This is a genomic window from Streptomyces sp. NPDC000134 (assembly GCF_042899225.1).
GTDB lineage: Bacteria > Actinomycetota > Actinomycetes > Streptomycetales > Streptomycetaceae > Streptomyces.
In genome coordinates, this window is sequence record NZ_JBIAZN010000006.1 from 344,853 (window position 1) to 368,425 (window position 23,573).

Annotated in this window: 19 protein-coding genes and 1 pseudogene; 7 read left to right on the forward strand and 13 right to left on the reverse strand. The window is 71.4% G+C overall.

Annotation, left to right across the window (positions count from 1 at the left end; genetic code table 11):
• Positions 1-83: 83 nt before the first annotated feature.
• Positions 84-1,298 (reverse strand): acetate kinase, encoded by a 1,215-nt coding sequence (locus tag ACFY32_RS12220; protein WP_359196418.1) that lies wholly within the window; start codon positions 1,296-1,298, stop codon positions 84-86.
• A complete protein-coding gene (gene pta / locus ACFY32_RS12225) occupies positions 1,295-3,385 on the reverse strand; it encodes a phosphate acetyltransferase (protein ID WP_390674046.1) in 2,091 nt (696 codons plus the stop codon). The genes ACFY32_RS12220 and pta overlap by 4 nt, the downstream gene beginning before the upstream one ends.
• 193 nt (positions 3,386-3,578) lie before the next feature.
• Here pta and ACFY32_RS12230 point away from each other — a divergent pair, with 193 nt between their 5' ends.
• Positions 3,579-4,604 carry an ATP-dependent 6-phosphofructokinase gene (locus ACFY32_RS12230; RefSeq protein ID WP_390674047.1) on the forward strand — a complete coding sequence of 342 codons (1,026 nt, stop codon included), beginning with the start codon at positions 3,579-3,581 and terminating at the stop codon, positions 4,602-4,604.
• 83 nt (positions 4,605-4,687) lie between these two features.
• On the opposite strand, the gene ACFY32_RS12235 is transcribed toward ACFY32_RS12230, so the two are convergent.
• The 5 genes from ACFY32_RS12235 to ACFY32_RS12255 all read right to left on the reverse strand — a co-directional run bounded on the left by ACFY32_RS12235 (position 4,688) and on the right by ACFY32_RS12255 (position 9,020).
• On the reverse strand, positions 4,688-5,539 hold the full coding sequence (locus tag ACFY32_RS12235) for a carbohydrate ABC transporter permease (RefSeq protein WP_359196427.1): 852 nt from the start codon (positions 5,537-5,539) through the stop codon (positions 4,688-4,690).
• 6 nt (positions 5,540-5,545) lie between these two features.
• Positions 5,546-6,412: a sugar ABC transporter permease gene (locus ACFY32_RS12240; RefSeq protein ID WP_359196430.1), complete on the reverse strand. Its 867-nt coding sequence runs from the start codon at positions 6,410-6,412 to the stop codon at positions 5,546-5,548.
• A complete protein-coding gene (locus ACFY32_RS12245) occupies positions 6,409-7,803 on the reverse strand; it encodes an extracellular solute-binding protein (RefSeq protein WP_390674048.1) in 1,395 nt (464 codons plus the stop codon). Before ACFY32_RS12245 ends, ACFY32_RS12240 begins: the two co-directional genes overlap by 4 nt.
• 156 nt (positions 7,804-7,959) lie before the next feature.
• Complete coding sequence (locus ACFY32_RS12250; RefSeq protein ID WP_359196436.1) at positions 7,960-8,151, reverse strand: hypothetical protein; 192 nt, start codon at positions 8,149-8,151, stop codon at positions 7,960-7,962.
• Positions 8,152-8,168: 17 nt separating this feature from the next.
• Positions 8,169-9,020 (reverse strand): helix-turn-helix transcriptional regulator, encoded by an 852-nt coding sequence (locus ACFY32_RS12255; RefSeq protein WP_359196439.1) that lies wholly within the window; start codon positions 9,018-9,020, stop codon positions 8,169-8,171.
• A gap of 28 nt (positions 9,021-9,048) precedes the next feature.
• Between ACFY32_RS12255 and ACFY32_RS12260 the strand changes: the two are divergent.
• Positions 9,049-9,258, forward strand: a pseudogene (locus tag ACFY32_RS12260) (ATP-binding protein); the annotation flags it as partial.
• 40 nt (positions 9,259-9,298) lie between these two features.
• Positions 9,299-9,850 carry a hypothetical protein gene (locus ACFY32_RS12265; protein WP_390674049.1) on the forward strand — a complete coding sequence of 184 codons (552 nt, stop codon included), beginning with the start codon at positions 9,299-9,301 and terminating at the stop codon, positions 9,848-9,850.
• Between the two features lie 34 nt (positions 9,851-9,884).
• Here ACFY32_RS12265 and ACFY32_RS12270 read toward each other — a convergent pair whose 3' ends face one another.
• Both ACFY32_RS12270 and ACFY32_RS12275 read right to left on the reverse strand, forming a co-directional pair.
• Complete coding sequence (locus ACFY32_RS12270; protein WP_359196444.1) at positions 9,885-10,571, reverse strand: response regulator; 687 nt, start codon at positions 10,569-10,571, stop codon at positions 9,885-9,887.
• On the reverse strand, positions 10,568-12,181 hold the full coding sequence (locus ACFY32_RS12275) for an ATP-binding protein (protein WP_390674050.1): 1,614 nt from the start codon (positions 12,179-12,181) through the stop codon (positions 10,568-10,570). Before ACFY32_RS12275 ends, ACFY32_RS12270 begins: the two co-directional genes overlap by 4 nt.
• A 143-nt stretch (positions 12,182-12,324) precedes the next feature.
• Here ACFY32_RS12275 and ACFY32_RS12280 point away from each other — a divergent pair, with 143 nt between their 5' ends.
• The 4 genes from ACFY32_RS12280 to ACFY32_RS12295 all read left to right on the forward strand — a co-directional run bounded on the left by ACFY32_RS12280 (position 12,325) and on the right by ACFY32_RS12295 (position 16,956).
• Positions 12,325-13,710: a cation:dicarboxylate symporter family transporter gene (locus ACFY32_RS12280; RefSeq protein WP_359196450.1), complete on the forward strand. Its 1,386-nt coding sequence runs from the start codon at positions 12,325-12,327 to the stop codon at positions 13,708-13,710.
• 109 nt (positions 13,711-13,819) lie between these two features.
• A complete protein-coding gene (locus ACFY32_RS12285) occupies positions 13,820-14,221 on the forward strand; it encodes a MerR family transcriptional regulator (protein WP_359196453.1) in 402 nt (133 codons plus the stop codon).
• On the forward strand, positions 14,215-14,544 hold the full coding sequence (locus tag ACFY32_RS12290; RefSeq protein WP_359196455.1) for a thioredoxin domain-containing protein: 330 nt from the start codon (positions 14,215-14,217) through the stop codon (positions 14,542-14,544). Before ACFY32_RS12285 ends, ACFY32_RS12290 begins: the two co-directional genes overlap by 7 nt.
• Positions 14,545-14,706: 162 nt before the next feature.
• On the forward strand, positions 14,707-16,956 hold the full coding sequence (locus ACFY32_RS12295) for a HelD family protein (RefSeq protein ID WP_390674051.1): 2,250 nt from the start codon (positions 14,707-14,709) through the stop codon (positions 16,954-16,956).
• A gap of 18 nt (positions 16,957-16,974) precedes the next feature.
• Here the strand turns inward: ACFY32_RS12295 and glgB are convergent, their stop codons facing one another.
• The 4 genes from glgB to ACFY32_RS12315 all read right to left on the reverse strand — a co-directional run.
• On the reverse strand, positions 16,975-19,851 hold the full coding sequence (gene glgB, locus ACFY32_RS12300) for a 1,4-alpha-glucan branching enzyme (protein ID WP_390674052.1): 2,877 nt from the start codon (positions 19,849-19,851) through the stop codon (positions 16,975-16,977).
• A 35-nt stretch (positions 19,852-19,886) separates the two neighbouring features.
• Positions 19,887-21,281 (reverse strand): maltokinase, encoded by a 1,395-nt coding sequence (locus ACFY32_RS12305; RefSeq protein WP_359196464.1) that lies wholly within the window; start codon positions 21,279-21,281, stop codon positions 19,887-19,889.
• A gap of 88 nt (positions 21,282-21,369) precedes the next feature.
• Complete coding sequence (gene treS / locus ACFY32_RS12310) at positions 21,370-23,070, reverse strand: maltose alpha-D-glucosyltransferase (RefSeq protein ID WP_390674053.1); 1,701 nt, start codon at positions 23,068-23,070, stop codon at positions 21,370-21,372.
• Positions 23,067-23,573, reverse strand: a 507-nt coding sequence (locus ACFY32_RS12315) for a DUF3459 domain-containing protein (RefSeq protein WP_390674054.1), incomplete at its 5' end; no start/stop codon positions are given. The genes treS and ACFY32_RS12315, both read right to left, overlap by 4 nt.

A 23,573-nucleotide genomic window follows, 5' to 3' on the forward strand; every position in this document is an offset into this window, starting at 1 on the left:
TCGCTCCGGAATATTCCGCCTAGCGGAAGCTACAAACGGGCGCGGGGGCGCTCAGTCGTGAATTCATCAGTGACCTCGACCGGTCATCCGTTGTTCTTTTCGACCAGTGCGTACGTCTGTGTCGCGATCTCCAATTCTTCATCCGTCGGCACCACGGCGACCTTCACCCGGGCGTCCTCGGGGGAGATCAGCCGGGGACCGTCGCCGCGTTCGGCGTTCAGCCCGGCGTCGACCGCCAGGCCCAGTGACTCCAGGCCCGCCACGGCAGCCTCCCGCACCGCTGCCGCATTCTCGCCGACCCCGGCCGTGAAGGCGACCGCGTCCACCCGTCCGAGGACCGCGTAATAGGCGCCGATGTACTTCTTCAGGCGGTGAATGTAGATGTCGAAGGCGAGCTTCGCCGCATCGTCCCCGGCGTCCACCCGGCGCCGGATCTCCCGCATGTCGTTGTCACCGCACAGACCGAACAGGCCGCTCCTCTTGTTCAGGAGAGTGTCGATCTCGTCGGTGGACATTCCGCCGACGCGCTCCAAATGGAAGATGACCGCCGGGTCCAGGTCCCCCGACCGCGTACCCATCACCAGTCCCTCCAAAGGCGTCATCCCCATGGAGGTGTCCACGCACCGGCCGCCCTCGACCGCCGAGGCGGAGGCGCCGTTGCCCAGGTGCAGCACGATGACGTTGGCCTCGGCGGGGTCCTTGCCCAGCAGCTTCGCGGTCTCGCGGGAGACGTACGCGTGCGAGGTGCCGTGGAAGCCGTAGCGGCGGATGCGGTGCCGGTCGGCGATCTTCGGGTCGATGGCGTAGCGCGCCGCGGACTCCGGCATCGTGGTGTGGAACGCGGTGTCGAAGACGGCGACCTGGGGCAGGTCGGGGCGCAGGCCCCGGGCGGTGCGCAGGCCGGTGAGGTTGGCCGGGTTGTGCAGCGGCGCCACCGGGATCAGCCGCTCGATCTCGGTCAGCACCGAGTCGTCGACGAGGGTGGGCTCGGTGAAGAACATGCCGCCGTGCACCACCCGGTGCCCGATCGCGGCCAGCTCCGGGGAGTCCAGGCCCAGCCCGTCCCGGGCCAGCTCCCCGGCGACCGCCTTCAGGGCCGCCTCGTGGTCGGCGATCGGGCCGTTCTGCTCCCGGGTGCCGCCGTCGGGCACATGGGTGTGCTTCAGGCGGGAGGTCCGCTCGCCGATGCGCTCGACCAGCCCCACCGCCAGCCGGCTGCTGTCGCGCATGTCGAGCAACTGGTACTTCAGCGAGGAGGAGCCGGAGTTGAGGACGAGGACGCGGGTGGGACTGCTCACTGTTGCGGGGCCTTCTCGATCGGGGACTGGGCCTGGATGGCCGTGATGGCGACGGTGTTGACGATGTCCTGGACGAGCGCGCCCCGGGACAGGTCGTTGACCGGCTTGCGCAGGCCCTGCAGGACCGGGCCGACGGCGATCGCGCCGGCCGAGCGCTGCACGGCCTTGTAGGTGTTGTTGCCGGTGTTGAGGTCGGGGAAGATCAGCACGCTGGCCTGGCCGGCCACCTCCGAGCCGGGCAGCTTGGTCGCGGCGACCGTCGGCTCCACCGCCGCGTCGTACTGGATGGGGCCCTCGATCCGCAGGTCGGGGCGGCGGGCGCGGACCAGCTCGGTGGCCTCGCGCACCTTGTCCACGTCGGCCCCGGAGCCGGAGGTGCCCGTCGAGTACGACAGCATCGCGATCCGGGGCGCCACCCCGAACTGGGCCGCCGTGGTCGCCGACTGCACGGCGATGTCGGCGAGCTGCTCGGCGTCCGGGTCGGGGTTGACCGCGCAGTCGCCGTAGACGAGGACCTTGTCGGCCAGGCACATGAAGAACACCGAGGAGACGATCGACGCCTCCGGCTTGGTCTTGATGATCTCGAAGGCGGGGCGGATGGTGGCCGCCGTGGAGTGCACCGAGCCCGACACCATGCCGTCGGCGAGGCCCTCCTGCACCATCAGGGTGCCGAAGTAGTTCACGTCGGAGACGACGTCGTACGCCAGCTCGGCGGTGACGCCCTTGTGGGCGCGCAGGCGCGCGTACCGCTCGGCGAAGGAGTCGCGCAGCTCGCTGGTGGCCGGGTCGATCAGTTGGGTGTCGCCGAGGTCGATGCCCAGGTCGGCGGCCTTCTTGCGGATCTGCTCGACGGGGCCGAGCAGCGTCAGCTCGCACACGCCCCGGCGCAGCAGCACCTCGGCGGCGTGCAGGACGCGCTCCTCGGTGCCCTCGGGCAGGACCACCCGGCGCAGGTCGGAGCGGGCCTGTTCGAGGAGCGTGTGCTCGAACATCATCGGGGTGACGCGGTCGCCGCTGGGGGCGGAGACCCGCTTGCTGAGGTCGGCGGTGTCGACGTACCGCTCGAAGAGGCCGAGGGCGGTCTCCGCCTTGCGGGGGGTGGCCGCGTTCAGCTTGCCCTCCAGGGAGAACAGCCGTTCGGCGGTGGGGAAGCTGTTGCCGGGCACCGACAGCACCGGGGTGCCGGGGGCCAGCCGGGCGGCGAGGGTGAGGATGTCGTCGCCGGGCACCTCGTCCAGGGTGAGCAGCACGCCGGCGATCGGCGGGGTGCCGGCGCTGTGCGCGGCGAGCGAGCCGACGACCAGGTCGGCGCGGTCGCCCGGGGTGACGACCAGGCAGCCGGGGGTCAGGGCGCCCAGGAAGGTGGGCAGCATGGCGCCGCCGAAGACGAAGTCCAGCGCGTCCCGGGCCAGCCCGGAGTCGTCGCCGAGGACGACCCGGGCGCCGAGGGCGTGCGCGATCTGGGAGACGGTGGGCGCCGACAGGGCGGGCTCGTCGGGCAGCACCCAGCACGGCACCGGCAGCCGGCCGTTCATCTGCTCGGCCATGGCCTCCCGGTCCTCGCGGGCCACCCGGTTGGCGACCATGGCGAGGACGTCGCAGCCGAGGGAGTCGTAGGCGCGGAAGGCGTTGCGGGTCTCGGCCAGCACCGACTCGGCGCTCTGCCGGCGGCCGCCCACCACCGGGATCACCGACGCGCCGAACTCGTTGGCCAGCCGGGCGTTCAGCGACAGCTCGTCGGGGAGCTGGGTGTCGGCGAAGTCGGTGCCGAGGACCAGGACGACGTCGTAGTCCCGGGCGACCAGGTGGAAGCGGTCGACCAGGGCGGAGACCAGCTCGTCGGTGCCCTGCTCGGCCTGGAGGGCGGCGGCCCGCTGGTAGTCCATGCCGTACACGGTCGACGGGTCCTGCGCGAGCCGGTAGCGGGCGCGCAGCAGCTCGAAGAGGCGGTCGGGGCCGTCGTGGACGAGGGGGCGGAAGACGCCGACCCGGTCGACCTGCCGGGTCAGGAGTTCCATGACTCCCAGCTCGACGACCTGGCGGCCGTCGCCGCGGTCGATACCGGTCACGTACACGCTGCGGGTCACGCGTGCTCTCCGTTCCTGTGCGAGTGGGCGTCGCGGTCACAAAAATCGCCCACCGAGGTGAGCGGAACCCTCTTGACAATACCTCTGCGGCTATATAAGGCGCCCGTCAATGCCGTGTCAGCGGCGGCCGGTGGGACGTGGAAGAATCGGCAGTGGCTCACCGGTGTCAAAAGCGAGCAGGAGACACAGCACGATGCGTATCGGAGTTCTCACCGCAGGCGGCGACTGTCCGGGCCTGAACGCAGTGATCCGGTCGGTCGTGCACCGAGCGGTCGACAATTACGGCGACGAGGTCATCGGCTTCGAGGACGGGTACGCCGGTCTGCTGGACGGCCGGAACCGCATCCTCGACCTCAACGCGGTCAGCGGCATCCTCGCCCGCGGCGGCACCATCCTCGGCTCCTCCCGGCTGGAGCGCGACCGGCTCCGCGAGGCCTGCGAGAACGCCGGCGACATGATCCAGAACTTCGGCATCGACGCGCTGATCCCGATCGGCGGCGAGGGCACGCTGACGGCGGCCCGGATGCTGTCGGACGCGGGTCTGCCGGTGGTCGGCGTGCCCAAGACCATCGACAACGACATCTCCTCCACCGACCGCACCTTCGGCTTCGACACGGCCGTCGGCGTGGCCACCGAGGCGATGGACCGGCTCAAGACCACCGCCGAGTCCCACCAGCGGGTCATGGTCGTCGAGGTCATGGGCCGGCACGCGGGCTGGATCGCCCTGGAGTCCGGCATGGCGGCCGGCGCCCACGGCATCTGCCTGCCCGAGCGGCCCTTCGACCCGGCCGACCTGGTCAAGATGGTCGAGGAGCGGTTCGCCCGCGGCAAGAAGTTCGCGGTGATCTGCGTGGCCGAGGGCGCCCACCCCGCCGAGGGGTCCATGGACTACGGGCACGGCGAGATCGACCAGTTCGGCCACGAGCGCTTCCAGGGCATCGGCACCGCCCTGGCGTACGAGCTGGAGCGGCGGCTCGGCAAGGAGGCCAAGCCGGTCATCCTCGGCCACGTGCAGCGCGGCGGCACGCCCACCGCGTACGACCGGGTGCTCGCCACCCGTTTCGGCTGGCACGCGGTGGAGGCCGCGCACCAGGGCGAGTTCGGGCGGATGACCGCGCTGCGCGGCACGGACATCGTGATGGTGCCGCTGGCGGAGGCCGTGACCGAGCTGAAGACGGTCCCGAAGAACCGGATGGACGAGGCGGAGTCGGTCTTCTAGGCGATCCGGAGACGTACGGGCGGTCGGGGGCGGTCAGGAGTGGCCGGGGGGCGGGCAGGAGCGGCCTGGGGCGGTCGGTGGGCTCAGCCCTTGACCGCCCCGCCCAGCGCGAACCCCCCGCCGAGCCGCCGGGAGATCAGCACGTACAGCAGGACCACCGGCGTCGAGTAGACGATCGAGAACGCGGCGAGCTGGCCGTACGCCACCATGCCCCGGTTGCCGAAGAACTCGTTGATGCTGACCGAGGCCGGCATCCGGTCCGGGGTGAGCAGCAGCATGAAGGGGACGAAGAAGTTCCCCCACATCATCACGAACGAGAACACCGTCACCACCGCCACCCCCGGCCCCATCAGCGGCAGCACGATCCGCAGCAGCGACTGGAAGGACGAGGCCCCGTCGGTCCAGGCGGCCTCCTCCAGCTCCTTCGGCACCCCGTCCATGAAGTTCTTCATCAGCCAGATGGCGAAGGGGAGCTGGGACGCGGCGAAGAACAGGACCGTCCCCTGGAGGGTGTCGATCAGGTTCACCCGCACGAACAGCGCGTACACCGGCACCATGACCGCGGTGATCGGCAGCGAGGTGGCGAAGAGGACGGTGAGGAGGAAGGGACGGTTCAGGCGGGAGCGGAACCGGGACAGCGGGTACGCCGCCAGCGCCGCGCACGCCACCGTCAGCGCCGTCGCCCCGCCGCACAGGATCAGGCTGTTGAGCAGCGGCGTGAAGGTGATGTCCGAGGTGAGGATCGCGTCGAAGTGGTCCAGGGTGAGCCCGTCCGGTGCCCGCACCCGCAGGTCCGCGTGCGGGTCGAGGGCGGACAGCACCACCCACACCAGGGGCAGCGCGAACGCGGCGGCGGCCAGCAGCAGCCCCGCGTCGGCGGCCAGCCGGCGGCGGGTGCGGCGGGCGGCGAGGGTGCGGGTGGGGGTACGGGCCATGGCGGGTCAGACCTCCGTCCGCAGCAGCCGCAGGTACACGGCCGAGAACAGCGAGCCGATCAGCAACAGCAGCAGCGCCACCGCCGTGCCGTAACCGATCAGGCTGTTCTGGAACGCCTGCTCGTACATGAACAGCGGCAGCGTCTGGCTCTTCCCGCTGGGGCCGCCGCGGGTCATCACCCAGATCAGCCCGAACACCGAGAGCGTCTGGAGGGTGTTGAGCATCAGGTTGGTGGCGATGGAGCGGCGGATCATCGGCAGGGTGACGTGCCACATCCGGCGCCAGCCCCCGGCGCCGTCGACCTCGGCGGCCTCGGTGATCTCCCGGGGGATCTCGTCGAACGCGGCGGAGTAGACGAGCATCGAGAACGCCGTCCCGCGCCACACGTTGGCGAAGGAGACGGCGAGGACCGGCAGCGTGAACAGCCAGTTCTGGGACGGCAGGTGCAGCAGGTCCAGGAGGGCGTTGAGGGTGCCCTCGCGGCGGAAGAACGCGTACAGCAGGAACCCGGCGACCACCTCCGGCAGCACCCACGCCGTGACGACGATCCCGCCGACCAGCGTACGCACCGGCTTCGAGGCCCGCCGCATCAGCGCGGCCAGCGCCAGCCCGAGCGTGTTCTGCCCGACCAGCGAGGACAGCACGGTGAACACCAGGGTCAGCCATACCGCGTTCAGGAACGCCTCGTCGTGGAAGGCCCGGCGGAAGTTGTCGAACCCGACGAAGGACTCCTGGGCCTGCCCGGTCAGTTGCAGGTCGGTGAAGGCGATGACCACGCAGTACGCGATCGGACCGGCGAGGAACAGCAGCAGCAGGACGACGGCGGGGGAGAGGGGCAGCGCCCGGACCAGGGACCGGCGCGCACCGCTCACCTGTCGACCACCTGGTCGCCGGTGGCCTCCCTCAGCGCCTCGTCGTAGTGCCGCGCCGCCTCCGCCACCGACAGGTCACCGGTCGTCACGCCCTCCATGGCCTCCTGGATGGCGACGGAGACCTTCGGATACGCCGGGTAGGCGGGCCGGTAGTGGGTGTACGGGACGAGACCGGTGAAGAACGCGGTGCCGGGCTGGGCGTCGGCGTACCCGGGGTCCTCGGCGACGTCCTCGCGGACGGCGATGCCGGAGTTGGCGACGTACCACTTCTTGGCGTTGGCCTTGGTCTGCATCGCCTCGATGAAGGAGAAGGCGAGGTCGGGGTTGCCGGCCTTGGCCGGGATCGCCCAGGTCCAGCCGCCCGACATGCTGACCTTGCCGGGCGCCTGCCCGGTCTGCGTCGGCATGGCGGCGAGACCCAGTTCCTCGGACCACTCGGGCCACTCGTGGCCGCTGCCGGGCAGCCAGTCCTGCGGCAGCCAGGAGCCGTCCAGCGCGATGCCGAGCTTGCCGGCGGGCAGCAGCTCGCCGCGGACCGTGGTGGCGAAGTTGGGGTCGAGCGCGTCGGACACGTCGGGCCCCAGCTTCTCCCGGTACACCGTCTCGACGAAGCCGAGCGCGTCCCGGAACCCCTTCCCCGCGGTGATCCACTTCTTCGACGCCTTGTCGTACAGCGGATCGCTTCTCCCGTCCCCGGTCCCGTACAGCAGCATCTGGAAGCCCTGCATGGTGGCCGCCTCACCGGCTGGCTTGCCGGTGTAGACGTTGAGCGGGGTGACGCCGGGCACCTTCGCCTTGATGGCGCGGGCGGCGGCGAGGATGTCGTCCCAGGTCCCCGGCCGCCAGTCGGCGGGCAGTCCGGCCTTCGCGAACACGTCCTTGCTGAACCACAGCCCCCGGGTGTCGGTGCCGTCCGGGACGCCGTACGTCTTCCCGTCCTCGCCCTTGGCAGCGGCCTTCGCGGTGCCGATGAAGCTGTCCCAGTCCTTCCACTTCGCGAGGTAGGCATCGAGCGGCTTCAGATATCCGCTGGTGATGTCGGAGTTGATGAGGAAGGTGTCCTCGTAGACCAGGTCCGGCGCGGTCTTGGGGCTGCGCAGCATCTGCTGGAGCTTGGTGTAGTACTCGGAGTCCGGCGCCTTGATGGGGACGAGGTCGACCTTCTTGCCGGGATGCGCCTTCTCGAACTGCGCCTTCACATCACCGAGGAAGGTGTCCAGCACCTTCACGGAGTTGTCCGTGGACTGCTTGAAGGACACCGTCAGCGTGTCCGGATCATCACCGGACCCGCCGCCGCAGGCGGCCAGCAGGGCGACGGCGGCGAGGACGGCGGTACGGCGGAGCGCGGGGGCTTTCCAGTGGGGGCGGGCAGCGGTGGGGCGCACGGGCACGACCTCCTACGGGCTCACGACACTGTGGCCGGGACGGCTGCGTGGTGAACGTAAGAGCAATGGTCCGGGCAGGTCAATGCGCGGGCGGGGTTTAGATCGGGCACCGGCGGCCCCCGCCGGGGCGCGCTGATGCCGACGGGGGAGCGCGGGGCGCGGTCAGAGGAGGTGGTCGGCCTTCCCGGCCTTGATGTCACGGATCAGGGCGCGCAGGGCTTCGGCGGTGTCGGTGAGATACCGGTCCTCCTGACCGGCGACGGCGATATAGGCGTTGCCTTGGGCGTCGGTGCCTATGCGGAAGCAGTTGTTTCCTTCGGCGCAGTAGGGAGCTTCCCAGGTGATGTCCGGCATGGGGTCCTCTCAGGGGCTCAGAGCTGGCGTGCGATGGAGTGCATGAGGTCGCGCGAGGCTTCAGGGCCGAGCGTGTGAGCCTGCCACCAGTCCATATGTGCCCGGTACTTGCCGAGCTGGGCCTCGGAGTGAGTGAACTCACCGCCGTGGGCCGAGTCGAGGTGCACGGTGTCGAGCCGGGGAACCGGTCCGTCGGCGTAGAGCACGGCATGCCCTGCGCCCGGAAAGGCACCGGCCTCCACGGGGAGCACGCGCAACTCGACGTTCTCGCGTTCGGAGACCGCACAGAGGTGGTGCAGTTGCTCGCGCATCACGCGCCGCCCTCCGAACTGCATCCGCAGCGCCCACTCATGGACGTGCGCGATGTACGGGACCGGATCTTCGCGGTCGAGCACCTGCTGCCGCCGCAGGCGCTGAACGACACGGAGTTCGATCTCCGAGTCGGGCAGAGGTGGAAGTGCGGCGGCGAAGACGGCACGGGCGTACTCGCCGAGCTGCATCAGGCCGGGTACGTGCACGGTCTGGTAGCTGCGCAGCCGGGTGGAGAACCACTCCAGCTCGGCGACATCGAGCAAGCCCTGGGGGAGGGCGCCCCGGTACTGATGCCACCAGCCCCGCATGTGTACGTCGGCCATGGCGGCCAGCGCTTCGACGTACTTGTCGTCCGCGCAGTCGTAGTTGCTGGCGAGTATCCGGACGCGCTCCGGTGAGGTGCCCCGGACGCCCGACTCCATGTTGGACACCTTCGTGCGGTCCAGCCCCAGCAGTCCGGCGGCGTACTCCGTCGTGCGCCCCGCGGCGAGGCGCATCCTGCGCAGCTCGGCGCCGAGGCGCTTCTGGCGCTCCGTCGGTGCGGGGCGTGTCGGCATGGCGTCCCTTTCTGCCTGATTGATCGGCGCGCTGCGGGTCGTCCTGTACGACGGGCATCGCCGGCACGAGCACCGGCGGCTGGTGGAGGCGTGTGACGTACGCAGGCGGGCGGCGCTGCGCGTGATGGCGTGCGTGGTGCGCGCGTACGGCGGGGAGTGGGGCTTCGGGGAGGCGCGGGAGCCCGGGGGCGGGACGCGGATGTGGGCGGTGCTGCCTCGGCGGGGGGCCGTGGGTTGACTACGGTGGGTCCAGCGCCGGGCATGGGGAGGAATCGTACGTGGCCGAACAGGACGTCACCGTCGGTCAGTTGCTGCTGGCCGAGTACCAGACCGTGAAGGACGAGCAGAAGGCCCGCATCGGGTTCCGGGACAACCTCCTGTACGTGACCCTCGCCGTCGTCGCCGCCGTCATCGCCGCGGCGGCGCAGGCCGAGCAGCCCGCCATGCTGCTCGCGCTGCCGCCGGTGTGCCTCGTGCTCGGCTGGACCTACCTCGTCAACGACGAGAAGATCACCGCCATCGGCCACTACGTACGGGACGAACTCGGGCCCCAGCTCGCACGGTTGGCCGCCGCCGACGGCAGTTTCGCCACCTTCGGCTGGGAGGCCCACCACCGCAGCGACACCCGTCGCCGGTCCCGCAAGAGAATCCAGGCCGTGATCGACCTGACCGCGTTCTGCGGGGTGCCCCTGGCCGCGCTGGCCGTGTTCTGGGCCGCCGGGGACGGCGGCGCGCTGCTCATCGCGCTGTCGGTGGTCGAAGCGCTCGCCGTGACCGGCCTGGGAACACAGACCCTGCTGTACGCGCGAGCGCCCAGGGCGGCGTCCTGACGGCGTACCGCCGGGGCGGCACGGCACAGGCGGACTAGCCTCCCCGCACCCACCGATACACCAACTCCGGCCTCCCCACCTGCCCGTACAACGGCTTCCGCTCCGCCCGTCCCGCCCCCACCAGATGCTCCAGGTACCGGCGGGCCGTGATCCGCGATATGCCGACCGTCTCCCCGAGGCCCGCCGCCGTGAGGCCCTCCGGAGCCTCCCGCAGTGCTCCCGTCACCCGTGCCAGGGTCGGTGCGCTCAGGCCCTTCGGCAGTGCCACCGGGCCCGGGGTCCGCAGGGTCGCCAGGGCGCGGTCGACCTCGTCCTGGCCGCTCGCCTCGCCCGCCGTGCGCCGGAACTGCGCGTACCGTACGAGCCGGTCGCGCAGGGTCGCGAAGGTGAACGGCTTGAGCACGTACTGGACCACGCCCAGCGAGACGCCCTCGCGGACCACGGTCAGGTCCCGCGCCGACGTCACCGCGATCACGTCGGCCCGGTGCCCGGCCGCCCGCAGCGAGCGGGCCAGTTGCAGCCCGTGCACGTCCGGCAGGTGCAGGTCGAGCAGGAGCAGGTCCACCGGAGTACGGTCCAGGACGCGTCGCGCCTCGGCGCCCGAGTGCGCCGTGCCGACGGCGGTGAAACCCGGCACCCGGCCGACGTACAGCACGTGCGCGTCGGCGGCGACGGGGTCGTCCTCGACGACCAGGACCCGGATGGGGGGATCACCGGTCATGGGCGGGCCCCAGCCGGTACGGACGCCAGCGGCAGGCCCGCCTCGAACACCGCCCCGCCCCCGGCCGCCTCGCGCACCGTCAGTGTGCCGCCGTGCCGGTGGACCGCCTGCCGGGCCAGCGCCAGCCCCAGGCCCCGGCCGCCCGGACCGGCCGGCTTGGTGGAGAAGCCGCGCTGGAAGACCAGGTCGGCGTGGGCCGGGTCGAGGCCCGTGCCGGTGTCCGCAACGCGCAGCACCAGCCGGTCGTCCGCCGTGTACGCCGTCACCGTCACCCGCGCCGGGACGCCGCCCTGGGCCGCGTCCACCGCGTTGTCGATCAGGTTGCCGAGGATGGTGACCAGGTCGCGGGCGGGGAGGGACGGCGGCAGCAGGCCGTCGTCCAGGCGGGAGTCGGGGGAGACCACCAGCTCCACGCCCCGCTCGTTGGCCTGGGCCGTCTTGCCCAGCAGCAGCGCGGCCAGCACCGGTTCGCCGACGGCCGCGACCACCTGGTCGGTGAGCGCCTGCGCCAGCTCCAGTTCGGCCGTGGCGAACTCCACCGCCTCCTGCGCGCGGCCCAGTTCGATCAGGGAGACGACGGTGTGCAGGCGGTTCGCGGCCTCGTGGGCCTGGGAGCGCAGCGCCTGCGAGAAGCCGCGCTCGGAGTCCAGCTCGCCGGTGAGCGCCTGGAGTTCGGTCACGTCGCGCAGGGTCGCCACCGTGCCCCGGCGTTCTCCGCCGGAGACCGGGGAGGTGTTCACGACCAGGACGCGGTCCGCCGCCAGGTGGACCTCGTCCACCCGGGGCCCGGAGGCCAGCAGCGCTCCCGTCAGCGGGCCCGGCAGGCCCAGGTCCGCGACCGAGCGGCCCACCACCTCGCCGCTCACGCCCAGCAGTTCCCGCCCGCCGTCGTTGATCAGCGCCACCCGGTACTGCCCGTCCAGCATCAGCAGCCCCTCCCGTACCGCGTGCAGGGCCGCCTGGTGGTAGTCGTGCATCCGGCTCAGCTCGTCCGCGTTCATGCCGTGGGTGTGCCGGCGCAGCCGCGCGTTGATCACGTACGTGCCGACCGCGCCGAGCAGCAGCGCGCCGGCCGCGACCCCGACCAGGGCGGTGACCTGCTCGCGGGCCCGCTTGCTGATCTCCTCCACCTTGATCCCGGCGCTGACCAGGCCGACCGTCCGCCCGCCGGACCGGACGGGGGCGACCGCCCGGACGGAGGGGCCGAGCGTGCCGGTGTACGTCTCGGTGAAGGTGCGGCCCCGCAGCGCGGGCTCGATGTGGCCCTGGAAGCGGCGTCCGATCTGGCGGGTGTCGGGATGGGTCCAGCGGATGCCCTCGGTGTCCATGATCGTCACGAAGTCGACGTCGGCGTCGCGCATGACCCGTACCGCGTACGCCTGGAGCCGCGGCGACGGGTCGGCGGTGCCGATCGCCGCCGCCACGGACGGCGAGTCGGCCAGCGTCAGCGCCACCGACCTGGCCTGCCGCGCGGCCGCGTCCTCGGCCTGCCCCCGGTCGCTGAGGTAGGTGAACAGCGCGTAGCCCGCGACGACGACCGCTATGAGGACGGCCTGCATCGCGAAGAGCTGACCGGCCAGGCTGCGGGGCCGGGGGACGCGGAGGTGCATGCGGTCAGTCTCCCTCCAAGGCCGGCGGTGAACTAAATGAACGCAAGGGTGACCGCGCTCACAGGGCAGGAGATAGTCACCGCATCCCCCACCCGGACGTGAGCCGCACGCCGGTGACACCGACGTCGCCAAGGAGGGCCGCCGTGACCAGCGCAGCCGATACGGCACCAGCCGCACCCCCCGCCAAGCGGGACCGCACGCACTATCTCTACATAGCGGTGATCGTCGCGGTCGCCCTCGGTATCGCCGTCGGGCTGATCGCGCCCGACTTCGCGGTGGAGCTGAAGCCGATCGGCACCGGCTTCGTGAACCTGATCAAGATGATGATCTCTCCGATCATCTTCTGCACGATCGTGCTGGGCATCGGTTCGGTCCGCAAGGCGGCGAAGGTCGGCGCGGTGGGCGGTATCGCGCTGGTCTACTTCATGGTGATGTCGCTGGTCGCCCTCGCCATCGGTCTGATCGTCGGCAACATCCTCGACCCGGGCACCGGCCTCGCGGTCACCGACGCCGTCAAGGAGACCGGGCACGCGCAGGTCGACGCGGAGGCCAAGGACACCACCGAGTTCCTGCTCGGCATCATCCCGACGACGATCGTCTCGGCGTTCACCGAGGGCGAGGTCCTCCAGACGCTGCTGGTCGCCCTGCTGTGCGGGTTCGCCCTCCAGGCCATGGGCGGCGCGGGCCGGCCGGTGCTGCGCGGCGTCGAGCACATCCAGCGGCTGGTCTTCCGCGTCCTGGCGATGATCATGTGGGCCGCCCCGGTGGGCGCGTTCGGCGCGATGGCCGCCGTGACCGGTTCGGCGGGCGTGGACGCGCTCAAGAGCCTGGCCGTGCTGATGCTCGGGTTCTACGTCACCTGCGTCCTGTTCGTCGTCGTGGTGCTGGGCGCGCTGCTGAAGATCTGCACCGGGGTCAACGCCTTCTCCCTCTTCAAGTACCTGGGCCGCGAGTTCCTGCTGATCCTGTCCACGTCCTCCTCGGAGTCGGCGCTGCCGCGGCTGATCGCCAAGATGGAGCACCTGGGCGTCAGCAAGCCGGTGGTCGGCATCACCGTCCCGACCGGCTACTCCTTCAACCTCGACGGCACCATGATCTACATGACCATGGCCTCCCTGTTCATCGCGGACGCCATGGGCACGCCGATGTCCCTCGGCGAGCAGATCCCGCTGCTGCTGTTCCTGTTCGTCGCCTCCAAGGGCGCCGCGGGCGTCACCGGCGCGGGCCTGGCGACGCTGGCCGGCGGCCTGCAGTCGCACAAGCCGGCCCTGGTGGACGGCATCGGCCTGATCGTCGGCATCGACCGCTTCATGAGCGAGGCCCGCGCCCTGACCAACTTCGCGGGCAACGCGGTGGCCACCGTGCTGATCGGCACCTGGACCAAGGAGATCGACAAGGACCGGGTGAGCGAGGTGCTGGCCGGCCGGGTCCCCTTCGACGAGCGGACGCTCCTGGACGACGGCCACGGCGACGGCACCCCCGCCGAGGTCCCCGAGCCGGGCGGCGAGAAGGAACTGGCGAAAGCCTGACGTTCCCCGCCGCCCCCAGTGAGCCGCCCCCGTCCCCCCGGGGGGCGGCTCACGCCCTTCTCCGCGCCCCCTTGCCTTGACGTCCGCGTCAAGGCTTACGTTCGTCGGTATGCGAATCGGCGAGCTGGCCGCGCGGGCCGGGACCACGACGCGCACGCTGCGGTACTACGAGTCGCGGGGGCTGCTGCCCGCGCGACGGGACGGCAACGGCCACCGGACCTACGACGAGCGCGACGTGAAGCTGCTGGAGCAGATCAGGACGCTGCGGGACTTCGGGTTCGACCTGGAGGAGACCCGGCCGTTCGTGGAGTGCCTGCGGGCCGGTCACGACGAGGGCGACCGGTGCCCGGCGTCCCTCGCGGTCTACCGGCGCAAGCTGGCGGAGCTGGACGGGCTGATCGGCGAGCTGCGGGGCGTGCGGTCGATGGTGGCCGCGCAGTTGGCGCGGGCCGAGGCGGCGGTGCCGGAGAGTCCGGAGCCGCGCTGCGAACTGGGAGGGGACCCATGGTGATCAACGGTGTGACCGAGGTGACGGACGAGACCTTCGAGGCGGAGGTGCTGGGCGCGGAGCTGCCGGTGCTGGTGGAGTTCACCGCCGACTGGTGCCCGCCGTGCCGGCAGATGGGGCCGGTGCTCGCCGCGCTGGCCGAGGAGGAGGCCGGAAAACTGCGGGTGGTGCAGCTCGACGTGGACCGGAATCCGGAGACGACCAACGCGTACAAGGTGCTGTCGATGCCCACGTTCATGCTGTTCCGGGACGGTGAGCCGCTGCGGTCGATGGTGGGCGCCCGGCCCAAGCGACGGCTGCGGGAGGAGCTGGCCGACGCCCTCTGAGCAGGCGCTCCGAGCGGGCCCGCGGCCGGTCCGCGGCACGAGAAATCCCCCGAGCAATTGCGCTCGGGGGATTTCTTTGCGTATATTCGGTGATTCGCGACTTCAATTGGACGAGTCGCATGAGAAGTTCACTGAGCACAGTATATCCGGGCGGGAGCGGAATTGTCAAACACCGAATTTCCGGACGATGAATTGCGGCACGAGCAGGAATTCATCGACGGGCTGTACGCACGCGTGGACGCGCTGCGCGGCGACACCGAGTCCGCCGTCACCGACGCCCTCGCGCAGGGCCACACCCCGATGCAGGCCAGGCTGGAGCGGGACATCCTGGTCGCCGAGCGCTCCGGGCTGCTCGCCGCGCTGAACGCGGTGGACGGCTCGCTCTGCTTCGGCCGCCTCGACCTCGCCTCCGGGGACGTGCACCACATCGGCCGGGTCGGGCTGCGCGCCGACGACGCGGAACGCACCCCGGTCCTGATCGACTGGCGGGCCGATGTCGCCCGCCCCTTCTACCTGGCCACCGGGCACACCCCGATGGGCCTGCGCCGCCGCCGGCACATCGCGAGCGAGGGCCGCCGGGTCACCGCCCTGCACGACGAGATCCTCGACCTCGGCGACGAGACGCGCACCGGCCACGAGGACCCGTCCGGCGACGCCGTGCTGCTCGCCGCGCTGAACTCGGCGCGCACCGGCCGCATGGGCGACATCGTGCAGACCATCCAGGCCGACCAGGACCGCATCATCCGCGCCCCGCACCGCGGCGTCCTGGTCGTCGAGGGCGGCCCCGGCACCGGCAAGACCGCCGTCGCCCTGCACCGGGCGGCGTACCTGCTCTACGAGCACCGCGAGCTGCTGGCCAAGCGCGCCGTCCTCATCGTCGGCCCGAACCCGGCCTTCCTCGGCTACATCGGCGAGGTGCTGCCCGCCCTCGGCGAGACCGGCGTCCTGCTGGCCACGGTCGGCGAGCTGTTCCCCGGCGTGAAAGCCACCGCGACGGACAGCCCCGAGGCGGCGGCGGTCAAGGGCCGGGCCGGCATGGCCGACGTGCTCGCCGAGGCGGTCCGCGCCCGGCAGGCGCTGCCCGACCCGGTGATCGCCATCGAGCACGACCGCGAGGTCCTGATGCTCGACGACGGACTGGTGGGCGTCGCCCGCGAGCGCACCCGCGCCGCGAAGCTGCCGCACAACCTGGCCCGCGAGCACTTCGAGGGCCACATCCTCAACACGCTCACCGAGCTGTACGCCGAGCGCATCGGCACCGACCCCTACGACGGCAGCAGCCTGCTCGACGCCGCCGACCTCACCCAGATCCGCGACGAACTCGCCGAGAACCCCGAGGTGTGGGCGGCCATCGACCGGCTCTGGCCGCGGATCACCCCGCAGCGGCTGGTCGCCGACTTCCTCGCCGCGCCGGAGGAGTTCCTGCCCGCCGGGGACGCCGCCGCCGTACGCCGCCCGGTGACCCGGCGCTGGACGGTGGCGGACGTACCGCTGCTGGACGAGGCCGCCGAACTCCTCGGCGAGGACGACCGCATGGCCAGGCTGCGCGCCGCCCGCGAACGGGAGGCGCAGATCGCGTACGCGCAGGGCGTCCTCGACGTGTCGTACGCCTCGCGGACGTACGAGTTCGAGGACAAGGACGAGGAGGACTCCGAGGTCCTGTCCGCGCACGACATCATCGACGCCGAACGCTTCGCCGAACGCCAGGAGGAGGACGACCACCGCAGCGCCGCCGAACGCGCCGCCGCCGACCGCACCTGGGCGTTCGGGCACATCATCGTCGACGAGGCGCAGGAACTCTCCCCGATGGCCTGGCGGCTGCTGATGCGGCGCTGCCCGACCCGCTCGATGACCCTGGTCGGCGACCCCGCCCAGACCGCCGAGGCGGCAGGCGTCGGCTCCTGGTCCAAGATCCTCGCCCCGTACGTCGGGGACCGCTACGAGCACACCCGGCTCGGCGTCAACTACCGCACCCCCGCCGAGATCATGGACCTCGCGGCGGCGGTCGTCCGCGCCGGGCACCCGGAGTTCGAGCCGCCCAGCTCGGTCCGCTCCACCGGCGTACGCCCCTGGGTGCGGCACGCGGGCGGCGACCTGCCCGGCGCGGTGGCGAAGGCCGTGGCGGAGCTGACCCCCGAGGAGGGCCGCCTCGCCGTGATCGCCCCCCGCGACCTGCACCAGCGGATCGCCGCCCGCCTCGACGGCGTCACGGCCGGCGCCGAACCCGACCTGACCCGGACGGTGGTCCTCCTCGACCCCCGCCAGTCCAAGGGCCTGGAGTTCGACTCCGTCCTGGTCGTCGAGCCCGGCCGCTACGGCACCAGCGACCTCTACGTCGCCCTGACCCGCGCCACCCAGCACCTCGGCGTCCTGCACACCGAGCCGCTGCCGAAGGGCCTGGTGGACGCCTGACGCCTCACGCCCGACGCCTCACGCCGGGCGGAGCCACACCGTGGACAGGGGCGGCAGGGTCAGGCGGATGCTGGACGGGCGGCCGTGCCAGGGCTGGGGCTCGGGCTTGACCGGGTCGGGGCGGGTGACACCGCTGCCGCCGTAGCGGGCGGCGTCGGTGTTGAGGACCTCGTGCCAGGCGGGCACGTCGGCGGGGACGCCCAGGCGGTAGTCGGGGCGGACGACGGGGGAGAAGTTGGTCACCGACAGCAGGGGGGCGCCGTCCTCGTCCAGGCGGAGGAAGGCGAAGACGTTGTCCTCGGCGGCGTCGCCGACCACCCACTCGAAACCGGCCGGGTGGGCGTCGCGCCGCCACAGGGCCGGGGTGTCCCGGTAGACGGTGTTCAGGTCGCGGACCAGGTCCAGTACGCCCCGGTGGTCCGGCTCCGCCCCGTACCCCGGGTCGAGCAGCCACCAGTCCGGGCCCCGCTCCTCGGACCACTCGGCGCCCTGGGCGAACTCCTGCCCCATGAACAGCAGTTGCTTGCCCGGGTGGGCCCACATGTAGCCCAGGTAGGCGCGGTGCTGGGCGCGCTGCTGCCACCAGTCGCCGGGCATCTTCGACACCAGCGACTTCTTGCCGTGCACCACCTCGTCGTGGGAGATCGGCAGCACGTAGTTCTCGCTGTACGCGTACACCATCGAGAACGTCATCTCGCCGTGGTGGTACTTGCGGTGGATCGGGTCGTGGCCCAGGTACTGGAGCGAGTCGTGCATCCAGCCCATGTTCCACTTCAGCCCGAAGCCGAGGCCCCCGAAGCCGCTCGGGCCCTTGTGGTGGGTGGCCCGCGTGACGCCGTCCCAGGCCGTCGACTCCTCCGCGATGGTCACCACGCCGGGCACCCGCCGGTACACGGTCGCGTTCATCTCCTGGAGGAACGCCACCGCGTCCAGGTTCTCCCGGCCGCCGTGCTCGTTCGGCGTCCACCGGCCCGGCTCCCGCGAGTAGTCCAGGTAGAGCATCGAGGCGACCGCGTCGACCCGCAGCCCGTCGATGTGGAACTCCTCGCACCAGTACACCGCGTTGGCCACCAGGAAGTTCCGCACCTCGCGGCGGCCGAAGTCGAACTCCAGCGTCCCCCAGTCGGGGTGGGCGGCGCGCAGCGGGTCCGCGTGCTCGTACAGCGGGCGCCCGTCGAACTCCGCCAGCGCCCAGTCGTCGCGCGGGAAGTGGGCCGGCACCCAGTCCATCAGCACGCCGATCCCGGCCTGGTGCAACTTGTCGACCAGGTACTTGAAGTCGTCGGGGGTGCCGAGCCGGGCCGTGGGCGCGTAGAACCCGGTGACCTGGTAGCCCCAGGAGCCGCCGAAGGGGTGCTCGGCGACCGGCATCAGCTCCACGTGCGTGAAGCCCAGGTCCTTCACGTACGCGGGGAGCTGCTCGGCCAGTTCCCGGTAGGTCAGCCCCGGCCGCCAGGACGGGAGGTGGACCTCGTACACGGACAGCGGCGCCTCGTGCGCGGGCGCCTCGGAGCGCCGGGACAGCCACTGGGCGTCGCCCCACTCGTGGTGCGAGGCGGTCACGATGGAGGAGGTCTCGGGCGGCACCTGGGTACGGCGGGCCAGCGGGTCGGCGCGCAGGGTGCGCGAGCCGTCGGGCCGGGTGATGTCGAACTTGTACAGCTCGCCCTCGCCGACCCCGGGCACGAACAGCTCCCACACGCCGGACGAGCCCAGCGACCGCATCGGGAAGCCGGTGCCGTCCCAGAAGTTGAAGGTCCCGGCGACCCGGACGCCGCGGGCGTTCGGCGCCCACACCGCGAATTGGGTGCCGGTGACGCCCTGGTGGGTCATCGGGTGCGCGCCGAGCGCCTGCCAGAGCTGCTCGTGCCGGCCCTCGCCGATCAGATACAGGTCCAGTTCGCCCAGCGTGGGCAGGAAACGGTACGCGTCCTCGGTCTCCTGCACCGCGCCCTCGTACGTCACCAGCAGCCGGTACTCCGGGACCTCCCGCAGCGGCAGCAGGCCCGAGAAGAACCCGCCCCCGTCGTCGTGCAGCTCGGTCCGCAGCTCCCCGGCGACGACGGTCACGCCGAGCGCGTACGGCCGGAACACCCGGACGGCGACGCCGCCCGGCACCGGGTGCGCGCCGAGCACGGCGTGCGGGTCGTGGTGGGTGCCGGCCAGCAGCAGGTCCCGGTCCACCGGGGACAGGGCGGGGGAGACGGGCGCCTCGGCCTGCTGCTGCGCCGGAATCCGCTTCCGGGCGGACCCCTGCCGGGGCACGGTGTCCTTCGCGACGGTCTTCTTGGCGACGGTCTTCTTGGCGACAGTCTTCTTGGCCACGGTCTTGGTCGCGGCGGGCTTCGTGGTGGCGGCCTTCTTGGCGACGGTCTTCGTGGCGGCGGTCTTGGTCGCGGCGGCCTTGCTGGTCACGGTCTTGGTGGCGGCGGCCTTGGAGGCCACGGCCTTCTTGGTGACAGCCTTCTTTGCGGCGGGCGGCTTCTCCGCCGGGGCCGTTTTCTTCGCGGCGGCCTTCTTCACGGCGGTCGTCGTCTCGGCCGTCGTCGTCTTCACCGCCGCCGTCTTCTTCACGGCGGCGGTCTTCTTCGCCGCCGTCGTCTTCTGCGCGACGTCGGTCTTCTCCGCCGGGGCCGTCTTCTTTGCGGCGGGCGGCTTCTTCACCGGGGGCGTCTTCTTCGCGGCGGCCTTTTTCACGGCGGCCGTTGTCTCGGCCGCCGTCGTCTTCACCGCCGCCGTCTTCTTCACGGCGGCGGTCTTCTTCGCCGCCGCCGTCTTCTTGCCGGCGGCGGCCTTCCTGGCCGTCGCCTTCGCCTTCGCCGGCGTCTGCTCCTCGGCCGTCTTCTCGGCCGTCTGCTTCGGGTCCGGACCGCTGGACGGGGGGCGGGGAGTCACGGGCGGGGCCTCCTAGGTACAGGGGGTGACAAGGATCAGGTCGTATCGGGCGCGGCCAGGCGGCGTACCGCCGACATCGGTACCGGCAGCCACTCGGGGCGGTGCCGGGCCTCGTAGACGACCTCGTACACCGCCTTGTCCGTCTCGTAGGCGCGCAGCAGCACCGGGTCGGTGCGCGGGTCGACGCCGGTGACCTCCGCGTACCCGGTGCAGTACGCGGCCCGGCAGGCCGCCGCCCAGCCCGGGGCGGGCGGGTCGGCGGACCGGGCGGCGTAGTCGAAGGAGCGCAGCATCCCGGCGATGTCCCGGACCGGCGGCTGCGGCAGCCGCCGCTCCGCCATCGGCCGGGCCGGCTCGCCCTCGAAGTCGATCAGCGACCACTGCCCGGACGGCGAGCGCAGGCACTGCCCCAGGTGCAGGTCGCCGTGGACGCGCTGCGCGGTCCAGGTGCGTCCCTCGGCGGCGAGGTCGCCCAGCGCCGTGTACGCCGAGCGCAGTCCGGACGCGTACGGCAGCAGCGCCGGCACCGCGTGGACCGCCTCGTCCAGCCGCTCGGTCATCCCGGCGGCCAACTGCGTCAGCGGCCCGTGGCCGAGGGTGACCGTCGGCAGGGCGCGGGCCAGCGCGGTGTGCACCTCGGCCGTGGCCCGGCCCAGCGCCCGCGCCTCGGCGGTGAAGTCCTCGCCCTTGGCCATTTGGCGCAGGGCGAGTTCCCAGCCGTCGGCGGCGCCCTGCACATAGGGCTGGAGGACACCCAGCACCCAGGGTTCCCCGGTCAGTTCCGCCGTCATCCACGCCGTCGGGGCGGGGACGCGCGGGCAGCCCTCCTGGGCGAGCGCCAGCGGCAGTTCGAGGTCGGGGTTGACGCCGGGCACGATCCGGCGCAGCAGCTTGAGGATGAACGTATCTCCGTAGACGACGGAGGAGTTGGACTGCTCGGCGGTCATCAGCCGGGGGACCAGTCCGGTGCGGATCTCCTGGTCCGGGGCCCGGTCGAAGCGGAGCCTGCCGATGCGGGCCCGGGTGCGCAGGGCCTCCAGGAGCACCTCGGCGGGCCGGGTGTCGTGCAGGGCGTCGTAGACCGTGCGGCCGGCCAGCGGTCCCTGGGTGACGTGTCCGATGAGCGCGGGCGCCAACCGGGGTGGCAGCGCCTCGCGCACGCCTATCAGGAGCTGGTAGCAGTCGCCCGGCTGCTCGGGGGCGCCCGGGACCGGGGCGAGCGGCTGGTGGGCGCGGACGAGGAGGTGGTACAGGCCGAGCCGGGTGTCGGCGGGCAGCAGTTCGGTGGCGGCGACCAGGGAGAAGCCGCTGACCGGGCGTCCCTTGCCGGCGAACCAGCGCTGCCGGGGCAGCCATTCGCGCAGCAGCGGGTCGAGCGACGCCAGCAGGCCGGGCGGGGTGGTGACAGTACGGGTGGCGGCTTCCGACATGGCGGCGCGTCCTTTCCCCGGGGTCGTCGGGGGGTGGTTATTCTCGCGTGCCCCGGGCGGGGCGGTGGAAACCGCCCCGCCGCGGGTTCTAGGCGGCGTCCTTGCGGAGCCGGAACCAGTAGAAGCCGTGGCCCGCGAGGGTGAGCAGGTACGGCAGTTCGCCGATGGCCGGGAACCGGACCCCGCCGAACAGCTCGACCGGGTGCCGTCCGTGGAAGGCGCTGAGGTCGAGTTCGGTGGGCTGCGCGAAGCGGGAGAAGTTGTGCACGCACAGCACCAGGTCGTCCTCGTACTCCCGGAGGAAGGCCAGCACCGCCGGGTTGGAGGACGGCAGTTCGGTGTAGGAGCCGAGGCCGAAGGCGACGTTCTGCTTGCGGATCTCGATCATCCGGCGGGTCCAGTGCAGCAGCGAGGACGGCGAGGCCATCGACGCCTCGACGTTCGTCACCTGGTAGCCGTAGACCGGGTCCATGATCGTCGGCAGGAAGAGGCGGCCCGGATCGGACGAGGAGAACCCGGCGTTGCGGTCCGGGGTCCACTGCATCGGGGTGCGTACGGCGTCGCGGTCGCCGAGCCAGATGTTGTCGCCCATGCCGATCTCGTCGCCGTAGTAGATGATCGGCGAGCCCGGCAGGGAGAGCAGCAGGGCGGTGAACAGCTCGATCTGGTTGCGGTCGTTGTCGAGCAGGGGCGCGAGCCGCCGCCGGATGCCGATGTTGGCGCGCATCCGCGGGTCCTTGGCGTACTCGGCCCACATGTAGTCGCGTTCCTCGTCGGTGACCATCTCCAGGGTCAGCTCGTCGTGGTTGCGCAGGAAGATGCCCCACTGGCAACTGGACGGGATGGCCGGGGTCTTGGCGAGGATCTCCGAGACCGGGTAGCGGGACTCGCGGCGCACCGCCATGAAGATGCGCGGCATCACCGGGAAGTGGAACGCCATGTGGCACTCGTCGCCGCCCGTGCGGTAGTCGCCGAAGTAGTCGACGACGTCCTCGGGCCACTGGTTGGCCTCGGCGAGCAGCACCTTGTCGGGGTACTGGGCGTCGATCTCCTTGCGGACCCGCTTCAGGAAGTCGTGGGTCGCCGGCAGGTTCTCGCAGTTGGTGCCCTCCTGCTGGTACAGGTACGGCACCGCGTCCAGCCGGAACCCGTCGATGCCCAGGTCCAGCCAGAACTTCAGGGCGGAGATCATCTCCTCCTGCACGGCCGGGTTCTCGTAGTTGAGGTCCGGCTGGTGGGAGAAGAACCGGTGCCAGTAGTACTGCTTGCGGACCGGGTCGTACGTCCAGTTGGACGCCTCGGTGTCGACGAAGATGATCCGGGCGTCCTGGTACTGCTTGTCGTCGTCGGCCCAGACGTAGTAGTCGCCGTAGGGGCCGTCGGGGTTCTTGCGGGACTCCTGGAACCACGGGTGCTGGTCGCTGGTGTGGTTCATCACGAAGTCGATGATCACCCGCATGCCGCGCTGGTGGGCGGCGTCGACGAACTCCACGAAGTCGGCCAGGTCGCCGAACTCGGGCAGCACGGCGGTGTAGTCGGAGACGTCGTAACCGCCGTCCCTCAGGGGTGACTTGAAGAACGGCGGGAGCCAGAGGCAGTCCACGCCGAGCCACTGCAGGTAGTCGAGTTTGGCGGTCAGGCCCTTCAGGTCGCCGACGCCGTCGCCGTTGCTGTCCTGGAAGGAGCGGACCAGGACCTCGTAGAACACGGCCCTCTTGAACCAGTCCGGGTCGCGGTCCTTGGCGGGCGTGTCCTCGAAGGTGTCCTGTACGGGCTCGTTGACGATCATGGTGTGGGTGACCCTCCGATCTGCGGGTTGGACGGTCGCAGAACCGTGAAGACGTGCGCGGGCCGGTGGCCCGGTTCGAGGCGCACGTAATTGGCCCTGCCCCAGTGGTAGGTCTCGCCGGTGAGCTGGTCGCGCACCGGCACGGACTCGTGCCAGTCCAGGCCGAGTTGCGGCATGTCCAACGAGATCGTCGCCTCCTGGGTGTGGTGGGGGTCGAGGTTGACGACCACCAGAACCGTGTTCGAGCCCTTCCGCTTGGAGTACGCGATGACCTGTTCCTGGTCCGCGTGGTGGAAGTGCACATCGCGCAGTTGCCGCAGGGCGGGGTTCTCCCGCCGGATGGCGTTGAGGCGGGTGATGAGCGGGGCGAGGGTGCGGCCCTCGCGTTCGGCGGCTTCCCAGTCGCGGGGCCTGAGCTGGTACTTCTCCGAGTCGAGGTATTCCTCGCTGCCTTCGCGCAGCGGGGTGTTCTCGCACAGTTCGTAGCCGCTGTAGATGCCCCA